Consider the following 19227-nt stretch of genomic DNA (forward strand, 5'->3'; position numbering starts at 1 on the left):
AATAATATTCTTATGGAAAAAGACATTTGTTGTATAGGACATATAACCCGTGATAAGATTATAACTCCTGACAATACGGTTTACATGGCTGGCGGAACATCTTTCTATATGGCATGGGGAATAAACTGTCTTCCTCCAAAGACCTCATTCAAGCTTGTTACCAAGGTTGGCGAGGGACAGATGGGCGAGGTAGAGAAAATGAGAAATGCCGGTATTGATGTGGAATGTCACAAAAGTACGCATACGGTTTATTTCGAGAACAAGTATGGAGCTAATTCCAACAACCGTACTCAAAGGGTGTTGGCAAAGGCCGACCCGTTTACTCTGGATGAGTTAAGAAACCTTGATGCAAAGATATATCATCTCGGCACGCTGCTTGCAGACGACTTTTCGTCGGATGTTGTGAAATATCTCTCCACAAAGGGACTTATCTCCATTGATGTGCAGGGTTATCTACGTGAGGTACGAGGCGAGAGCGTTCATGCCATAGACTGGAAAGACAAGGAGGACGTGCTCAGATGTACGGATATTCTGAAGCTCAACGAGCACGAGATGGAGGTGATAACGTCATACAAGAACCCACGTACCGTGGCCATGCACCTTGCCGAGTATGGCGTCAGGGAGATAGTAATTACTCTCGGCAGTTACGGCTCGCTTATCTATGCCGATGGCAAGTTCTATGAGATTCCGGCATACAAGCCTTCCGTGCTTGTGGATGCTACAGGCAGCGGCGACACCTATTCTACTGGATATCTCTATTGCCGCTCACAGGGAATGGGATGCGAGGAAGCCGGAAAGTTTGCTGCGGCCATGTGTACCCTGAAGCTTGAGCACTCAGGACCTTTCGACCGTACCATCAAGGACATCAGAAAGATAATCAGATAGTTGCCCGTGCGACATCTCGTGCAATGTTTTCTCCATCCACCAAATGCTGTCGGCCATTTTTTCGGCAAGCAGCAGGTCGTGTGTGGAGAGCACAATTGTTTTGTTCATGTTATGGGCAAGACTTCTGAAGAGTTGCATCATTTCCACCTTGCTTTGGAAATCGAGAAAGGAGGTCGGCTCGTCGAGCATTATTACAGGTGTAGACTGTGCAAGTGCCTTGGCCGTCATCACCTTCTGACGTTCGCCGTCACTGAGCTCGCGCATGGGCCTGTGTGCGAAACTGCTCATGCCAACATCATCAAGATGACTGGTCACTATTCTTTTGTCGTCATCTGACAGTGTGCCCCAGAAGCCAGTATAGGGATTTCTTCCCATAGCCACCACTTCTGCAACCGTCATGTTTGCAACATCGGGCTTGTCGGTAAGAACAATGCTTACCGAACGTGACAGTTCCTTCAGAGACATCTCCCTGATGCTTCTGTTGCTGTTGCTGTTGCTGTCATTATATATTATGTCTCCATATATTGGCGGTTGCAGCCCCATCATTGTTCTCAGGAGCGTCGACTTGCCTATTCCGTTTGGTCCAAGCAGGCACGACAGCTCACCGTCCTTGAATGTAGCATTAAGTTCGGATGCTACAGTTTTCTTTGAATATCCTATACTGAGATTTGATAATGTTATAGACATAACTGCTGTTTATATGTTGCAAAGTTAGCATAAAGAAATGATATTTCATGTTAAAGGCTGCTTCTTTTGTTTTTTTTCCATAACTTTGCAGTTATGAATAACGACCGTTCAATACAGCTGTTGCAACAGCAGCGCATACTCCTTGAGATGGAATACGCTGCCGAGAAGGAGGCTTTCAGAAAGCAGACGGAAACCATTGGCATCCAGCGTAAGGTAAAGCGTGGCGACGCATGGTTTCCCATCACCATAGGCAAGTGTTTCTACAACTCGCTCAATCAGAGTGTTGTGGAGGTATTCAGAAATGCCGATGATGACACAGAGCATAATTTTGAGTATGGCAGGCCGTTAGTTTTCTTTACTCTCAGCGATGACAAACCTCGTTATTTAAATTTCACGGCCAGTGTGTCTTATGTCGACGGCAACAGGATGCTTGTCGTATTGCCTTCAGCCGAGAAAGCAGCAGAAATGGCGTCTAAGGAGAATCTGGGCGTGCAACTGTCGTTCGATGAGACCAGCTATAGGGCAATGTTCGATGCTTTAGACAGAGTGGCAAGAGCTGGCAGCGGACGGCTGGCCTACCTGCGTGACCTGTTTGCATCGAGACAGATGGAAGCACAGAAGTTCAGGTTCACCGATGTGGCGCTGCCATGGCTGAATGCCACACAGCAGCATGCCGTCAACGAAGTGCTGAGAGCCAAGGATGTTGCCATAGTGCACGGGCCTCCCGGAACAGGAAAGACCACAACCCTCGTTGAAGCTATCAATGAGACTCTTGCCCGTGAGAGTCAGGTACTGGTATGCGCACAGAGCAATATGGCCGTAGACTGGATAAGCGAGCAGCTTGTCGACAGAGGCATAAACGTGCTGAGAATAGGCAATCCGACAAGGGTAAACGACAAGATGCTGGAGTTCACCTATGAGCGGCGCTTTGAGGCACATCCCAGCTACACACAGCTATGGGCCATACGCAAGGCCATCAGGGAACTGAGAACCGTGCGCAGGGGAAGAACAGAAAACTGGCATCAGAAGATGGACAGGCTCAGAAGCCGTGAGGCGGAACTGGAGATAGCCATTAATGCCGACCTCTTCGGGCAGGCACGTGTAATAGCCTCCACACTCGTAGGAGCATCCCACCGCATACTCGACGGACAACATTTCTCTACTCTCTTCATAGATGAGGCAGCACAGGCTCTTGAGGCGGCATGCTGGATAGCCATACGTCGGGCAGGAAGGGTCATCCTGGCTGGTGACCATTGTCAGCTGCCTCCTACGGTGAAGAGCATGGCTGCCCTGAAAGGTGGACTTGGCAAAACTCTGATGGAAAGGCTTGTAGAGACCAAGCCAGAGGTTGTGACGCTGCTTAACGTGCAGTACCGCATGAACGAGGCCATAATGAATTTCTCAAGCCAATGGTTCTACGACGGAAAGGTAACGGCGGCACCACAGACTGCCCACAGGGGAATACTGGACTATGACAATCCCATGGAATGGATAGACGACAGCTCATACGACGAAGGCGATAGTGGCGAGACATTTGTCGGTGAGACCTTCGGACGAGTGAACAAGCCAGAAGCCCACAAGGTAATGGAAGTGCTGCAGGCATACTTCGGAAAAATAGGCAAGAGCCGTATTCTCGACGAGGGCATAGACGTAGGAATAATATCCCCATATCGCGCACAGGTACACTATCTGCGTCATCTTATAAAGAAGAATGTTTTCTTCAAGCCGTTCCGCCATCTGTTGTCCGTCAATACCGTTGATGGTTTCCAAGGGCAGGAGCGTGACGTTATAATAGTATCGCTGGTACGCAACAACGCCGATGGGCAAATAGGCTTCCTGCGTGACCTACGACGCATGAACGTGGCCATGACAAGGGCACGCTCGAAACTCATTATTATTGGCGATCACAAAACACTCTCACATAATTCTTTCTACGATAAGCTATATAAATATGTGCAGGACACGTCCCGCTATCTTTTGCCATAGCAATAGCTTTCAAATGTGCGTATGATATATTAGATATCGTTTCCACAAATAATTGCATCACTGATAAGGTTAATAACCTTACGGCTGTAAGGTTATTAACCTTAAGGCCGAAAGGTTATTAACCTTATCGGCTATGAAATCAATATATACAGACCACGCAGCAATATTCGTTTATCACTCGAACTGTTATATTAACCTAAACAATGTGTTAAAACTATCTGCTAACACAACAAGACAGAGTACGCTCTATCTCCTCTATCTTATCTAACCTTCTCTATCCTTATGCTTTTCCTTGCGGAGTAGACGTAGATATCGGTTTGTCCGTTGGAGTATTTGTCCTCATATCCTTCCTCTACGAGTGCAAAACCCAGTCCCTTGACCTGCTCTACAAGGTTGTTGAATGCGGTGTTGTTGAACACTGCTATCAGCACGTTGCTGTTTATGGCTATATAGCTCGATGTTCCCTTGGCGAGAGGCTTTGGGGTGTCCTCGTAGATGTCGGTGCCGAGTTTCTTTGGCAGCCGGCAGTTCTTGTACATCATCATGTCGTAGTTGTCGAGCCGGTAGATGCCGTACTTGCCTGCAACCTTATAGCTGTGTTTCTTGGCTATGGCCGCGGCGTTGCCGGGATTGTCAAGGAGTGCTATTGCTTCAGCCACGCTGACTACATCCGGGTGTGCCTCTACATCGTAAACAACAGGTTTCTGCACTACAGGTGTGTCAGCAGCAACAGGCTCTGTCGGCTGAACTACAGTCTTTTGGGTGCCGCATCCTGCAAGCAGGAGGGCACCAAGGAAAAAGTATGATAGTCTTTTCATCGTGTTGTCTTTATTTCAGATATTCAGAAAAATCGGTCAGTCTCATGTCTCCCTTTCTCAGGAATGTGTCGTGGAAGGCAAGTGCCGCAACCATCGACTGTGGCTCGTGTCCCATTGGGGCAATATGGTTCAGATAGTCGCGGAGCAATGGCTTGTAGTCGGGATGAGCGCAGTTCTCGATAATCTCATGTGCTCTGCGTACCGGTCCTTTTCCCCTGAGGTCGGCTACACCCTGCTCGGTCACGATGATGTCTACGTCGTGCTCTGTAGAGTCCACATGGCAGCACATAGGAACAATGGCGCTGATCTTGCCTCCCTTGGCAACGGACGGTGTGGTGAATATCGACAGATATCCGTTGCGCTCGTAGTCGCATGAGCCGCCTATTCCGTTCATAAGTGCCGAGCCGCATATGTGGCTTGAGTTCTCGTTGCCGTAGATGTCACATTCAAGAGCAGTGTTCAGGGCTATCACTCCCAGTCGCCTGATAACCTCTGGTGAGTTTGCAATCTCGCTCTGCCGGATGGTGAGGTGTTTGGAGAAATAGTCCATATTGTCGTACACTCTTTGCAGGCACTCGTTGGTGACTGTCATGGCGGTGGCTGACGCATCGATAATCTTGCCCTCAAGCATGTAGTCGACGGCTGCATCCTGTACCACCTCGCTATAGACGTTGAAGCGCGGAATGAGCGGACTCGTTCCCAGGGCTTTCAGTACGGCGTTGCCCGTTGCCCCCACTCCACTCTGTATAGGAAGGAACGACGATGGTATTCGCCCGTGCTTCATGTCGTTGGCAAGCAGGTCGGCCACGTGGAGTCCAATCTGCATGGTGTCGTCATCAGGCTCCTTGAATGCCCTTGCCTCTTCCGGAATACAGCTTTCTATGACACCTACAATCTTCCGTGGGTCTATGCTTACATAGTCTTTGCCCAGGCGGTCGTATGGAGAGTGTATGTCCATGACCTCCCTGTTTTCCCAGCACTCGTGCGGCTCCCATGTGTCGTGCAGGAAGCGTGAATTGGGATTGTGGAACTGGTTGTGTTCTATGATAATCTTCTTGGCCAGTCTGACAATTGTCGACACGATGCCGCCCGCCGAGGTAAGGAAAGCCTTGCACTCGCTCTCTCCCTCCTCCATGCCGCTGACCTCTACGACGGCCCATTCTATCTCACCATAGAAACCTCGGCGCAGTCTCTCTGCCATATGTCCGAGGTGCATGTCCTCGTAGTCCACCTCACCTAAATTGGTGTGCGTGCGGAAATCCTTGTTCGTAGAGAATGGTGCCCTGAACTTCAGAGCCTTTGCGGCAGCCATGTCGCCCTCTACGCTTTGGCACGACGATGCTCCAGTAAGGATTCCTACCTGGAAAGGTATTCCTGCATCGTGCAGTTTTATTGCCCTCTTCGACAGTTCCCTGAAGATTGCTTTCGGGTTGCCGTTTGGTGTAAAGCCTGACAGAGCCATCATGTCTCCGTCGTTAATCATCTCCGCAGCCTCGGCGGCAGTAATTCTTCTGTAAGCCATATATATATATGTATGTTTGTATTGCCATTAGCCGGAGCAAAGATAAGTAAAAAACTTCAAACACCATGTCTGTAGAAGTGTATTTTTATGAAATAAGTGTCTTTTTGTTTTGCATTTAGCCTAATTTGCCGTAACTTTGTAGCCATAAACATGTTATTGACAAACAACTGAACATATATATGTAATAGCAAAAAAAGTCAGAGAGAAAGATCATGGAACAGACACTTGTTATATACAATACCCTTACCAGAAGCAAGGAACGTTTTCAGCCGTTGCATGCACCCAACGTGGGTATGTACGTGTGTGGACCGACCGTATATGGCGACCCGCATCTGGGACATGCCCGTCCGGCAATCACGTTCGATATTCTTTTCCGCTATCTCAAGCATCTGGGTTACAAGGTGCGCTATGTGAGGAACATCACCGATGTAGGCCATCTGGAGCATGATGCCGACGAGGGAGATGACAAGATAGCCAAGAAGGCAAGGCTGGAACAGCTCGAGCCTATGGAAATTGCACAGCACTACACCAACCGATATCATCAGGCCATGGAGGCTCTCAACGTGCTGCCGCCAAGCATAGAACCGCATGCCACAGGACATATTATAGAGCAGGAACAGCTTGTAAGCCAGATATTGGACAACGGATATGCCTACATGAGCAACGGCAGTGTGTACTTCGACATAGAAAAATACAACAAGGACCATAAGTACGGCATTCTATCGGGAAGAAGCCTTGAGAATATCATCGACGAGAGCCGCGCGCTAAGTGGTGTCGGCGAGAAGAAGAACCAGGCCGACTTCGCATTGTGGAAGAAGGCACAGCCAGAGCACATCATGCGATGGCCGTCACCATGGAGCGACGGATTTCCTGGATGGCACTGCGAGTGTACGGCCATGGGAAGGAAATATCTCGGCAACCACTTCGATATCCACGGCGGAGGCATGGACCTCGTATTCCCACATCATGAGTGCGAGATAGCACAGGCCGTGGCATCGCAGGGAGACCAGATGGTGAAATATTGGATGCACAACAATATGATTACCATCAACGGACAGAAGATGGGAAAGAGCCTCGGCAACTTCATCACCCTGGAACAGTTCTTCACAGGCAACCACCCGTCGCTCGAGCAGCCGTATTCGCCTATGACCATCAGGTTCTTCATACTCTCTGCACACTATCGTGGAACAGTAGACTTCTCCAACGATGCCCTGAAGGCCAGCCAGAAGGGTATGCAGAAGCTCATGGACGGACTGGCAGACATTGAGCGCATAGCACCGCAGGCTCAGAGCGACAGCAATGTTCATGACTTCGTGGCAGCATTCAGGCAGAAGTGCTATGATGCCATGAACGATGACCTGCAGACACCGCTCGTGATAAGCAATCTCTTCGAGGCTTGCCGCATTGTCAACACCATCATCAATCACAAGGCCTCCATCAGTGCTACTGACCTTGACGAGCTGTCATCGGCGATGCGACTGTTCGCCCATGACATTCTCGGACTGCGTGCCGACTCAGCCGCAGGCAATGACAAGCGCGAGGAAGCATTCGGAAAGGTTGTCGACATGGTGCTCGAACTAAGGAATAAGGCACGAAGCGAGAAAAACTGGACTGTATGTGACCAGATACGCGATGCACTGAAAGACGCAGGCTTCGAGGTAAAGGACACCAAGGACGGATGTGTCTGGAAACTCAACTGCTGATTAAACCCAAATCGGTCATTAGCGTTATGATGATAACAACTCTTGTTTTTGAACAGATGTCTCTACGTTTTGAGGGCGCAATGGGGTTCCATTGTAACCGAAAAACGGAAAGGCAGATGACAAAAAGAACCATTTCGTTAAGCCAAATGAGCAGAGCCAAGCGTGCTTGAGCTATGCCATGGCGAGAAATGGTCGGATTTATTCCAAAGTTTGTTAGCGCATAATAGTCTAATGACCGATTTGGGTTTACTGGGTGGAACAGCCTGTCCTTCGTCCCCAACGCCTCTATTTCCTCCATTGTGAATGGTGGTCGCCAGCGCATAGTCCCGTTGTTTGTCCCTACACCTTTTATATAATAGCGGTTGCGGTAGCCATCTGGCGTGAACTCCCCCGTCCCGCCAATATCACCTATCTTCATGCCGTGGTTGTGCAGGCATGTGGTAATCATCACTTCTGAGTGTGCCGAGTGTCCTTCCCTCATGTAGCTGTCCAGCAGTGCCAAGGCACGGTTGGAATAGCGGCATATAGGGTTGAAGCCTTTCACGCATTCCTCCAGCGCATATCCGCAGTCGTTACTCCTGTACCACCATGGCCATTGCCTGTTGTCCTCGCCAAACCTCTCTATATGGCAGCTCAGGAAGTCGTAGCCGCCAAGGATGCTGTCGCAGTCTTCCATCAGCGTGCTCCATCTGCCCGTGAACACCACATCGTATTCAATGAACCAGTAATGTCGGTAGTGCGGGTTGTCGAGGAAGAAACGTAGCGGGATGAAATGCGGGCTGCCAGGAATCAGCGTGATGACGTTCAGGTTCCTCCCGTTGACGCCCTGGTCCACCATCGCCTGCGACAGGAACGGCAGCACCATCTGTATCAGGCTGCCCAGCAGCATTGCCAGCAGCAGCTGTCCTATCATGCTGCGGTAAGGAGTGAAATACCGTGCAAACGACAGCAGGCCACGGCTGTTTTTCCTGTACTCATCCTCGACCTTGCCGAAGTTGTCACCGGGTTCGAGCATCAGTGCCACACCGCAGCTGCACTTGTCCGCATTAGGACCAATCCAGCACTGTGAAAACTCCTCTCTCGTATAGCTCAGGCGCTGTGAGGCAGGGTCGGATATGCGGATTTTGTATCCTCCAATCTTTTGCTTCTCGATGCCACTGCAAACTACGAAGTGGTTCTGATTCCAATGCAGTATACATGGGAACACTCCATATTCCTCCAACTGCTCGAAAGTCATCTTCACCCCCACTGTGTCGAAGCCTATATACTGTGCCGCCTCGCTAATTCCGAGCATATTGACCCCATGCCTTGTGATGTGGCAATGCTTCCGCAGCATCTCTGTCGAGTAATCAAGCCCATAGTGCCGTGCTATCATGCGCAGGGATGTCGGCCCACAGTCACAGGAATTGTTCTGCTTGAAGTGTGGAAAGCGTTTGGGGAATTTCATACTCTTATCTATTTCTTCTTCGGGTTCTTGTTCCAGTGATATACAAGATGCGCCATAACGTAGTGGGGCAGCGAGCGGTACCAGGTCTCGGTGCGTCCCTGTGCGTTCACGGTGTATTGGGTGGACGACAGCTGGTGCAGCAGGTCGAAGGCCTCAATGCGAGCGATGAGCTTACCCTTGAAGAAGGACTGGCTGATGGAGGCATTCAGCACGAAGTCGTCAGTGTTCAGCTCGCTGCTGCCATAGCCACGGCGGGAGTACATCGTTCCGTCAGCCGACAGGGTGGTATTAAGTACAGGTATGGTGTAGCGGGCAGAGAGTCCGTACTGGAAGTCGGTGGCGTTCAGTGTCTCGAAATCATACATCTTGCCCTCCGAGTGCCGCCATCTGATGTCGCCCGTGGCGCGGATATTCAGCGGGCCTTTGCTGTATTGTATATATGCGTTGTCGTGCATGGTCAGGGTGTTAACGGCATTCAGGCGGCTTTCGGTCTCGCCTGCGAGCATTGCATGGTCGATGGAGTGGTGGTGGTTGGCATCCATACAATTCTGCCATGTCCATAACCGTTTCTCACCAACAGAGCTGTATATTTGGTATTTCACGCTGGCAAAATACGCTCCTCTTACATTCTCTGGCTTATAAGTGTAGATTCCATTTGTTGGATTGTACATTACCGACTGCGATACATCCCTATGATGATAGTCAAACGATGCAGAGGCCTTCCACTGTTTCTGGCTGTGCCCATTTCCATGACCGAGATACTCTATTCCGAAGTTTGTGCTCGCATTGCCTTTCAGACCTGGTGTTCCCAGCTTTACCACCAGTGGGTTACTGTCATCCCGATAGTTGATCATGTCGTAGATGTTTGCCGTGGCCTGTGTGTGCCTGATGTTCAGGCTTAGCTCGCGTTTATTTGCAGTCTTCAAGCTATACGACAGCCATGGAGTGACAAACAGCGTCGTGCTTGTGGCAATAGTGTCAAGCGATCCCCTCTGGTAGTGAAGTTTCTGGCGTGTGAGTGGCACTTGCAGGCCAAACAGCCAGTTGGTACACGACTTCATGTCCGGTTGCAGCTCATTACTGGTGTAGATGCTTATTTCGGTCGTATTTGTTTGCGTGCGGAGCTTACTGTCATAGCTGTTGCTCAAATCAGTAATGGAAGAAAGTGCTTCCAGCTGAGAAGCCAGCAGCAAGGTGTCGGGATGATAAAGATAGTCATGGATAGCGGTTCGAGATAATCCCGTGATGTTCTTTATTCTGAATTGAGTCTTGTCAAACGCTTTGCCTATATAGTCAAGCTTCAGCTCTCCTGATGTCACCTGCTTTCCATAATCCCCAATGTTATAGCGCTGTTCCACCGATGGTGTTACATAGTTCCTGGTATTGTAATGGCTGGCACTCTCCGACTTGTCGCTGCTATGCTCCGCCTTGGCTACGTATGTAATGTTCTTCCCTTCGCCAACTCTGATGTCACCCAGCACCTGCATCAGTCCATTCCACGAAGTTCCCTCGCTCATACCGATGGTGCGCATGGATGCCGTGAGCGTGTCGCCCCACTGTTGGAACATGGAGTTGGATGTTCCTTTACGTTTTCCATAACTGAAATCAGTGTAAACCATCATGAAGAACGGGGCGTACATGGTGAAGTTGTTGTTTAGCGCAAGCTGCCATTTTTCCGATTGTCCCGTTCTGTCGGTAATGGATAGCGGGGTGTTGCCTGCGAGGAATTGCTCATGTCTTTGGTACATTTGCAGTTCCTCTTTTGACGATACAAACTCTGCGCGGAAGATGTCTTCCAGCATATCATCACGTGAATGATAGTCAGTCTCTGAACGCACACTCCGTGTCGTAACCATCAGGTGTGGTGAACGTTCTGGAGACCATGAGCCTGTCTTACCGATATGCTGCGTCTCATTGACGTTATTGGCATTGCCAACCAGTGTAAAACGGCAGAAGTCAGTAAAACCAAGTCCAAACATTCGTCCCAACCAGCGATTGTCCGTTCCGCCAGCTCCTTCAATATTGGCAATATAGCCGCGTTGGTAATCCTGCTTAAGATTGACATCCATCACATATTGCCTTGGAGCATCATCACGCCCCGTCACCTCGTCCCTCTTGCTCTTCTTGTCATACACCTTGATATGCTTCACCGTGTAATACGGCAAGTTATCAATCAATATCTGATTGTTACTGCCGAAAAACGAGCGTGAGTTAAGCAGCAGCTCGTCAACTTTCTTGCCGTTAACAAATATCTCCCCTGCTTCGTTCATCGTCACACCCGGCATCTGGCGGATAAGGTCATCAAGCATCGAGCCATCAGGCAGGCTGAAGGCGGAAGCATCATAAACGATGGTGTCGCCCCTATAGAACATTTTCACTTTCGTGGCCGTCACAACGACCTCACCGAGCGTGACATGACGTGCCCGTCTCATCTCTATTGTTGGCACAGGAACCTGTTTCTCCGGGGAGTCCGACACGGAGACCTTCTGCCACACCACATCATATCCCTCCAATTCTGCCCTGACAAGATAGTCATGCCGGACGGCTTTGACATGTGCATAATAGGGAGCTATGAGAATGTCGCCATTGTAGTCCTCTATCCTTTCGACGTGGACAGAATCCAATACGCATGTCGTACTATCCATCTCGTAAACGGAAACCTTGGCAACAAGGGGCTTTTTCAAGAACACATCCTGAACTGTCCCTACAAGCGTGACACTCTGTCCCATAGAAGTTTGTGATGCGAGCAATGCAAGCAAACACAGAAGAATATGTGATATAGTGTGTCTCATAACCATTAAATTTTAAAATGTTGGAACATATCGAAATGACATAAAAGGCAAGATACCAATTATAAATAAGCGGAAGCTCTTTCTTATTAATATGATATCACGCCTTTTTGTTGTACCAGATTGCAAACAATCTTCGTTCTTCCCACTTCCTTCCTCATAATTATAATCTTATAATTATAATCTTTTCGCTATATCTACAGATAAAACCTGCTAACACATTTGGTTAGATTTGGAATTTTGAAAAGATAAAGTAAGTTGAAGAGTAGGAACCGTAATGCAGTTTACCATATTCCATTAATGTGATAAAGAAATTGGCAAGACGCACTAGTATATCCCTGACAATCGTTTCTTAACACTCCGGATTCTGCTGGAGACTGACTCGTAGCTTTCACATTTACGGTTCTTGTATAAACACTTCCACACGACTTTGTCAAGGAACAAGTACATTTGAAAATGTCAACATTACTCCATTCGACTCCTCCTGCAATAGATAGCATCTCCATTGCGGACAAATGTTTGTTTAATTGAGACGAAACCATAAATTTGCGTATTTTCCTCATAATTTAAACATTTAATAGTGCCTACTCTATTTTAGCTTTTCGGCATCCGCAATTTATTTCTTCTTCGGGCTATTGCATTAGTACACTGTCAAGTTAGGTATGTACTTTTAATCTCCCATCTATCGTCCGACATCCCCATTGAGCACCAATAAAGAAGTGTTCTTTACAGGATGATAGAATGTCATACCCGCATGTTCGTTGACATACAGTTTCTCGAACACATTGGCAGGTCCCCATGAGAGACAGAACCTGTAGCCGAAATTCTCAAATTGCCTGACAACATATCTACCACTATACGCCATTGTCGGCATCAGAAACTCATAATGGATTGTTTCATTAGTCTTTATGAAATCTCTTAAATCATCAAGAAAGCCCCTGCTGACATAAAACATCTGACTCCACGAAAACCATAGACTTTTAAAAGTGTTGTCACGGATATAGCTCAAAGGCCAATGGTTTGACGTTCCACCTTCCATATCGGTTGCTATGTGGATATAATCAGCATCATACTGGCTGTCAACCGTCATTACAAACTTACGGAAGCTTCCGACCAAAGCTACATCGTATTCGATTAGCAGGTAGTGCTCATATTTATGTTGTTGGGAAAGTTCCAGAAGAGGTATCAGCGAGTTGGCCAGCAGCCGGTCACCCATATGGAAGAAGTTCTGTAAAGTGGACGAGTCAAATTCAAAGAAGGGAATACCAAAAAACAGATTGCTGTCAGCCTGACGACCATGACTGTCGTATAGAACTATCATATCCATAATTCCAGACACCTCCTCATTTATATATTTCAAGTATCGTTCTATTCCATCGTTTAACACATGGGTTATTAGTACAATACAGTTTCTGTTGTCTTTTGGCATCTTCATATTCCCCTCATTACACAAATTGTTCTTTGTTACCATTTTCTTGCAGTCATTTTTTAATTTCACACCATCACTTAAGGTGGGTTCTATTAATTCGGTGGGAATTAATAGAACCCACCTTATGTGTATTCACGAACAACGGAAGACTTTTCCCATGCCGCGAGGGCACTTGCAATAGTCTTATCCATATCGTAATAAGCATATTCGGCAAGTCTTCCTCCGAAAATCACATTCCTCTCCCCTTTGGCCAATTCCATATAGTTTCTGTATATAGTATTGTTGGTCCCATCATTTATGGGATAATAGGCCTCCTTGCCATCGGCATAGCAGTCTGGATACTCTCTCGTTATAACAGTTTTAGGATTCGCATACACATCATTGCCGAAACAGACGAAATGTTTGTGCTCGATAATGCGCGTATATGGCGTTTCCCTATCCGTAAAGTTCATTATTGCAACACCCTGGCTGTTGGGGATACCGGCCACCTGAGTCTCAAACCTTAACGACCTATATGCCAGTCGCCCGAGACAGCGATGGAAGTAATCATCTATCTTGCCTGTATAAACCAGCTCATGAGCCACGTCCCTCCAGCATCTGTATAGTCCTTCAAAGAAGTTTACCGAAGTACGTGTCTCTATACCTTCAAGAAGCTTATCGACAAGAGTATTGTATCCATCGACAGGCACACCCTGATATGGGTCATCGAAATAACTGTTGTCATATACAAGCCTGACGGGGAGCCGCCTAATGATAAATGGAGGAAGCTCACAGCAACTACGTCCCCATTGTTTCTCGGTATATCCGCTTATCAGTTTGCGGTAGACATCCTCACCTACCATTGACAGTGCTTGCTCCTCAAGGTTGGTAACGACTCCCCTGAACCGCTGACGCTCTATCACGGCATTCGCCTCCTCTGGCGTTACGGTATTCCACATCTGCCTGAACGTGTTCATATTGAATGGAAGGTTGAATATCTCCCCATGATAATTAGCAAGTGGGCAGAGACGGAAACTGTTGAAGTTTACAAAACCGCAAACGAAGTCCCACACTGTTTTGTCGGAGGTGTGGAATACATGGGGGCCATAGGAATGTACGGTTATTCCTTCCACTTCGGTACAATATACATTTCCACCCGTGTGTGGTCGGCTGTCTATCACAAGACAGCTCTTGCCACTTTGTCTGGCCATGTATGCGAACGTTGCTCCGAACAGTCCTGAACCAACTATCAGGTAGTCATATTGTCTTTTCCTCATCATTTCTATTTTACAGGATGATATATCATGTCTTTCAGTCTCATCTCACTCTCCTTATGCATGGGGCGATACCTGTGTGTCCAGCCTGGACTATCGCCGCCGCTCACATCCTCCTTGTAGAAAAGGTTCTCACAACCTGGGGACACAAAACTGCCCTGTCCTCCAAAATCTGCAATGCTCATGTCGAAATATCTGAACAGCGTAGCCATAAGAACTTCGTTGTGCCCCCGGTCTCCCAGAAGGCACCTTCCATGTAGTAGCCTTAGTGCCCTGTTCGAAAAACGGCAAATGGGATTGAACGACTTTAGCATGAAACTATTGTCGGCTGTTATGCCTGTAAGCTCAATCTCATGCCAGCGAATCCATGTGCAGTTATCGGAATATGTTTCTATGCAAGCAGACCAAAAGTCCTCATCCTTATCCTCAAAGAAGGTGAAGAAAGTATTCCAGTTACCAGAGAACCGCACGTCATACTCTACAAGCCAGTAATAATCATAGTCTGGATGCGAGAGAAAAAAGTCCAGGAGGACAAAATGGAAGTTGCCATCCATAATAGTACAGCCCCAGCTCCTGTAGCCGTAACCATTCAAGCGACAGACAGAAAAACCATGTGTCTTTGTTCTCAGACCAGCTGGAGGAGTCACCCTGTCAGACTGGTAGACTACGTAAAGGTCGGCCTTTTCCGAAGTCTCAGCCGAAAGTTTCTCTATCTCCCTTACAATGTTCTCGGGAAAGATATGGGTAACATACATAATCGCCGTTTTCATAGATTTACACAGATATGGTGGGTTATACATTCGTCATCATCTCACACAGCATGACGGCATCATCAAGCGTTATCAGCTGCGGACGCAGGTTTGAGAGTTCCTCCGCGGACATCCTAAGATAGGTATTGCCGCAGCCATGTTTGTAAAGCCTGTAATGCAGCCATGCACGGCTCACATGTCCGAGACCTGCATCTTCCATGGCCTTCTCTTGCTTTCTGACCATACCTCCCGTATCATGTCCCAGCCATTTCAGGTAGTCAAGGGCATCAAGCACGACACCAATGTCCTCAGCCGTACTATTGTCCAGCCTGTCTGTTATTGCAACGGCAACACTACTACACAGAGCCTTGTCACCGCTACCAAAGTCATGGTTCTTCAACATAAGGTATTTGCCCAAGCCTGCAAGTCCATCCAATCCAATTTCCGAGACATGTTCCGAACCATAACACAATATATGCTTGTCAACATCCTCAAGCACGCTGTCAGGACTGTCATTCACAAGTCCCTCAGCGTACAGGTACCTAACAAGCCATGCGCACCCTGTTATTCCATGCCGGAAACTCATGTCGTCAATAATCATACCTGCATAATCCTGAACACGCGATATAATGTCCAAGCCCATGTCGGCATATTGCCTTGACTCAGTTGCCATGCTGAGAAGAGACAGAAAATAGGCATAGCCGAAATAACCGTCCATACCCATCGTCTGGGCACACAGAACTTCCGTCCCAATCCAGTGAACGAGCATGTCTCTAACAGCCAGAAATATATCCCTGCGCCACAAACCTGACGTAAATTCCCCTATGCAGCCGTACTCCTCAACCTCCGTTACCAGACCATACTTGTTGAGGTATGCCGTAAGCTCCCGATTGTGCAGCTCCTGTCCGGATTGTATCGGTCGTGAATGCACCACCATAATCTCGTCGATTATGGCCATGTCATTCTTTCCACGGCCAATCAGCCTTGGCCAATGGGTCTCGGTCCCCCATCCCGTACTGTTCTCTCCAAATGTGAACAGCACATCATTCAGCGCTTCACGCGAGAAGCATGGTACCATCATCTCAACGAAATTAGTGTAACGCAGCTTACAGAAAGGGTCATGTAGAGTATGCGGCCAAGTATAGTATGACCTCTTCAGCGACGGCTGGGCTATTTTAAGTCCATAACGGCGCATGGCGGCAAACAGTGAATTTATTGCTGCTGCATCCATGCGGATGTCATCATCTGGCAGAAAAAAATAGTCATACTTGTCCTTTAGCTGAGGATTGGCCTCAAGATACTTGTGAATGACATTCAGTTTATATCCCCTGATGTGGCAAACATATTCTGCATCATTGCGGAAATAATCCATGGAGTCATCATATACTATCAGGTGCAGCTCAAAGTCACAACACCCTTCTGTCCACATTCGGTGGACGCTGCCTTGCCCAACGGCAGAGATTACGCAGTTTCTTGTTCTCATTTCACTTATACTTTGACGTTATCTGTTCTATCGTGTAGCTCAATATCTCCCTTGCCAACTGTTGGTTGTGTCCGTGTGACATCAGGAGGCAAATGCCAGCAGTAATCATCAGTATGGCGATGACCGTCACACCATGTCGTGTTACGAAAGGCAGTCGCCCACCCATGAGCCGCTCCACCTCCGGGCAGTGTTGCCGTGTCTGTTCTTTTCTCATATCTTCGTATATATTCTTTTTACTACTTGCGAAGTTGAGTTACTCTATGATATTTATCTGGTGACGGACAAGCTCATAGTATCTGCCACGCTTCTCCAACAGAGACTCGTTATTGCCACGCTCCACTATTTCCCCTCCATCCATGACCACAATCTGGTCCGCATCACGTATGGTGCTCAGACGGTGGGCACTGACAACGACCGTGCGGCCTTCATAGAAATGACGCAGGTTGTCCATAATCATTGCCTCGTTCGCGGCATCGAGCGAGTTGGTTGCCTCGTCAAGGAAGATATATTCGGGATTCTTGTATATCGCACGTGCAATCAGTATGCGCTGACGCTGTCCCTGGCTCACGCCCTTTCCCTCCATGCCTATTATAGTCTCATAGCCCATTGGCAGGGACTCTACGAAGTCATCTATGCGGGCCATACGTGCGGCGCTCACCATCTGTTCCCTGTCCGTACCGTCCGAGTCGACGGATATGTTGTTGGCTATGGTGTCGGAGAATATGAAGCTGTCCTGCATCACGGAGCCTGTGGCAGCCCTCCATACATGCGGATTGATTTCAGACAGGTTGACGCCGCCAACCTCAATGCTGCCACGGGTAGGCTCGTAGAAACCCTGCAATAGTTTTATCAGCGTGGTCTTTCCGCATCCGCTCGCACCAACAATTGCCGTAACCTTATGGGACGGAATGGAGAGCGACACATTCTTCAGGGCCAGTTCTCTCTCAGAGCCGTTGTAGCTGAAGGACAAGTCTTTTATCTCAATGTCACGCTTTGCAGGCAGCACTGCAAGCTTCCTGTCAATGCCAGTCTCCTCATCGTCCTGCGAGTGTATCTCGTTCAGACGCTCCAGACTTATCCTCGCATCCTGGAACGACTGGGCAAATCCAATGAACTCACCTATTGGCGCAGAGACCTGCCCTATGATATATGTGAGCGACATCATCATACCGAGAGTCATCGAGCCGTCCACAACCGATTTGGCGGCTATGTAGTAGATAAGAATGTGAGTCGTCTGGGTGAAGAACACCGAGCCGGACTGCTGTATCTGTCCTATCCTCAGTCCTTTCAGTCCAACCCTGAACAGCCTTACCTGTATGCGCTCCCATTCCCATCGCTTCTGCCGCTCGCAGTTGTTGAGCTTTATGTCCTGCATTCCCTGCACCAGCTGTATCAGCTTGCTCTGCTCCATAGCAGACAGGTTGAAGCGTTTTATGTCCAGCTCCCTCCTGTAGCGCATGAAGAATGAAATCCAGACAACATACAGCGTGTTGCCAATAACGAATATCGCCAGCACCACAACATTATAATATGCCAGTATGGCAAGAAAGACCACGAAGTTGACAAGCGAGAACACTATGCGCATGCTGCTGGACAGCAGGAAGTTCTTTATGCGCCCATGGTCACCGATGCGTTGCAGAATGTCGCCCGTCATGCGCGAGTCAAAGAAGTGCAGCGGCATGGCTGTCAGCTTTATCAGGAAGTCTGCTATGAGCTGTATGTCTATGCGCGAGTTCATGTGGAGCATTATCCATGACCGCACATAGTCGATGCTCAGCGTGGCGGCGAAGAAGCCCAGCTGCGCGAGCAGTATCAGCGTGATGACGTTCAGGTTCCTCCCGTTGACGCCCTGGTCCACCATCGCCTGCGACAGGAACGGCAGCACCATCTGTATCAGGCTGCCCAGCAGCATTGCCAGCAGCAGCTGTCCTATCATGCTGCGGTAAGGAGTGAAATACCGTGCAAACGACAGCAGGCCACGGCTGTTTTTCCTGTACTCATCCTCGACCTTGCCGAAGTTGTCACCGGGTTCGAGCATCAGTGCCACACCGCAGCTGCACTTGTCCGCATTAGGGCCAATCCAGCACTGTGAAAACTCCTCTCTCGTATAGCTCAGGCGCTGTGAGGCAGGGTCGGATATGCGGATTTTGTATCCTCCAATCTTTTGCTTCTCGATGCCACTGCAAACTACGAAGTGGTTCTGATTCCAATGCAGTATACATGGGAACACTCCATATTCCTCCAACTGCTCGAAAGTCATCTTCACCCCCACTGTGTCGAAGCCTATATACTGTGCCGCCTCGCTAATTCCGAGCATATTGACCCCATGCCTTGTGATGTGGCAATGCTTCCGCAGCATCTCTGTCGAGTAATCAAGCCCATAGTGCCGTGCTATCATGCGCAGGGATGTTGGCCCACAGTCAGAGGAATTGTTCTGCTTGAAGTGTGGAAAGCGTTTGGGGAATTTCATAAATTC

The 19227-nt window shown here is 48.5% G+C and carries 14 protein-coding genes; 3 read left to right on the forward strand and 11 right to left on the reverse strand.

Going from position 1 to position 19227, the window contains the following annotated elements:
- The first annotated feature begins 12 nt into the window (after positions 1–12).
- Positions 13–885: a PfkB family carbohydrate kinase gene (locus CIL02_RS03140; protein WP_094399073.1), complete on the forward strand. Its 873-nt coding sequence runs from the start codon at positions 13–15 to the stop codon at positions 883–885.
- Here CIL02_RS03140 and CIL02_RS03145 read toward each other — a convergent pair.
- Positions 835–1572, reverse strand: coding sequence for an ABC transporter ATP-binding protein (locus CIL02_RS03145; RefSeq protein ID WP_094399033.1), 738 nt, complete (start codon positions 1570–1572; stop codon positions 835–837). The two genes, CIL02_RS03140 and CIL02_RS03145, sit on opposite strands and share 51 nt — an antisense overlap.
- A 93-nt stretch (positions 1573–1665) precedes the next feature.
- On the opposite strand from CIL02_RS03145, the gene CIL02_RS03150 reads away from it, so the two are divergent.
- Entirely contained in the window at positions 1666–3558 is a 1893-nt protein-coding gene (locus CIL02_RS03150; RefSeq protein WP_094399034.1) for an AAA domain-containing protein, read from the forward strand.
- Between the two features lie 260 nt (positions 3559–3818).
- Here CIL02_RS03150 and CIL02_RS03155 read toward each other — a convergent pair whose 3' ends face one another.
- Both CIL02_RS03155 and CIL02_RS03160 read right to left on the reverse strand, forming a co-directional pair.
- Entirely contained in the window at positions 3819–4376 is a 558-nt protein-coding gene (locus CIL02_RS03155; protein WP_094399035.1) for a hypothetical protein, read from the reverse strand.
- A 10-nt stretch (positions 4377–4386) separates the two neighbouring features.
- Positions 4387–5898 carry an acetyl-CoA hydrolase/transferase C-terminal domain-containing protein gene (locus CIL02_RS03160; RefSeq protein ID WP_094399036.1) on the reverse strand — a complete coding sequence of 504 codons (1512 nt, stop codon included), beginning with the start codon at positions 5896–5898 and terminating at the stop codon, positions 4387–4389.
- Between the two features lie 212 nt (positions 5899–6110).
- On the opposite strand from CIL02_RS03160, the gene cysS reads away from it, so the two are divergent.
- The gene (cysS, locus tag CIL02_RS03165) at positions 6111–7601 is read left to right on the forward strand and encodes a cysteine--tRNA ligase (RefSeq protein ID WP_094399037.1); all 1491 of its coding nucleotides are present in this window, start codon (positions 6111–6113) and stop codon (positions 7599–7601) included.
- On the opposite strand, the gene CIL02_RS16630 is transcribed toward cysS, so the two are convergent.
- From CIL02_RS16630 to CIL02_RS03205, 8 genes are all read right to left on the reverse strand, one after another.
- The gene (locus CIL02_RS16630) at positions 7591–9048 is read right to left on the reverse strand and encodes a cysteine peptidase family C39 domain-containing protein (RefSeq protein WP_240513510.1); all 1458 of its coding nucleotides are present in this window, start codon (positions 9046–9048) and stop codon (positions 7591–7593) included. The two genes, cysS and CIL02_RS16630, sit on opposite strands and share 11 nt — an antisense overlap.
- Positions 9049–9056: 8 nt before the next feature.
- The gene (locus CIL02_RS03175; protein ID WP_141210099.1) at positions 9057–11840 is read right to left on the reverse strand and encodes a hypothetical protein; all 2784 of its coding nucleotides are present in this window, start codon (positions 11838–11840) and stop codon (positions 9057–9059) included.
- Between the two features lie 679 nt (positions 11841–12519).
- Complete coding sequence (locus CIL02_RS03180) at positions 12520–13164, reverse strand: hypothetical protein (protein WP_141210100.1); 645 nt, start codon at positions 13162–13164, stop codon at positions 12520–12522.
- 224 nt (positions 13165–13388) lie between these two features.
- Positions 13389–14522: a UDP-galactopyranose mutase gene (glf, locus tag CIL02_RS03185; RefSeq protein ID WP_094399074.1), complete on the reverse strand. Its 1134-nt coding sequence runs from the start codon at positions 14520–14522 to the stop codon at positions 13389–13391.
- Between the two features lie 5 nt (positions 14523–14527).
- Positions 14528–15289 carry a hypothetical protein gene (locus CIL02_RS03190; RefSeq protein ID WP_094399040.1) on the reverse strand — a complete coding sequence of 254 codons (762 nt, stop codon included), beginning with the start codon at positions 15287–15289 and terminating at the stop codon, positions 14528–14530.
- Positions 15290–15311: 22 nt separating this feature from the next.
- Positions 15312–16751, reverse strand: a complete 1440-nt coding sequence (locus CIL02_RS03195; protein ID WP_094399041.1) for a lanthionine synthetase LanC family protein — start codon at positions 16749–16751, stop codon at positions 15312–15314.
- Between the two features lies 1 nt (position 16752).
- A complete protein-coding gene (locus tag CIL02_RS03200; protein WP_094399042.1) occupies positions 16753–16965 on the reverse strand; it encodes a hypothetical protein in 213 nt (70 codons plus the stop codon).
- A 39-nt stretch (positions 16966–17004) separates the two neighbouring features.
- Positions 17005–19221, reverse strand: coding sequence for a peptidase domain-containing ABC transporter (locus CIL02_RS03205; RefSeq protein ID WP_094399043.1), 2217 nt, complete (start codon positions 19219–19221; stop codon positions 17005–17007).
- Between the last annotated feature and the right edge of the window lie 6 nt (positions 19222–19227).

It is taken from the genome of Prevotella sp. P3-122, from assembly GCF_002251365.1.
GTDB lineage: Bacteria > Bacteroidota > Bacteroidia > Bacteroidales > Bacteroidaceae > Prevotella.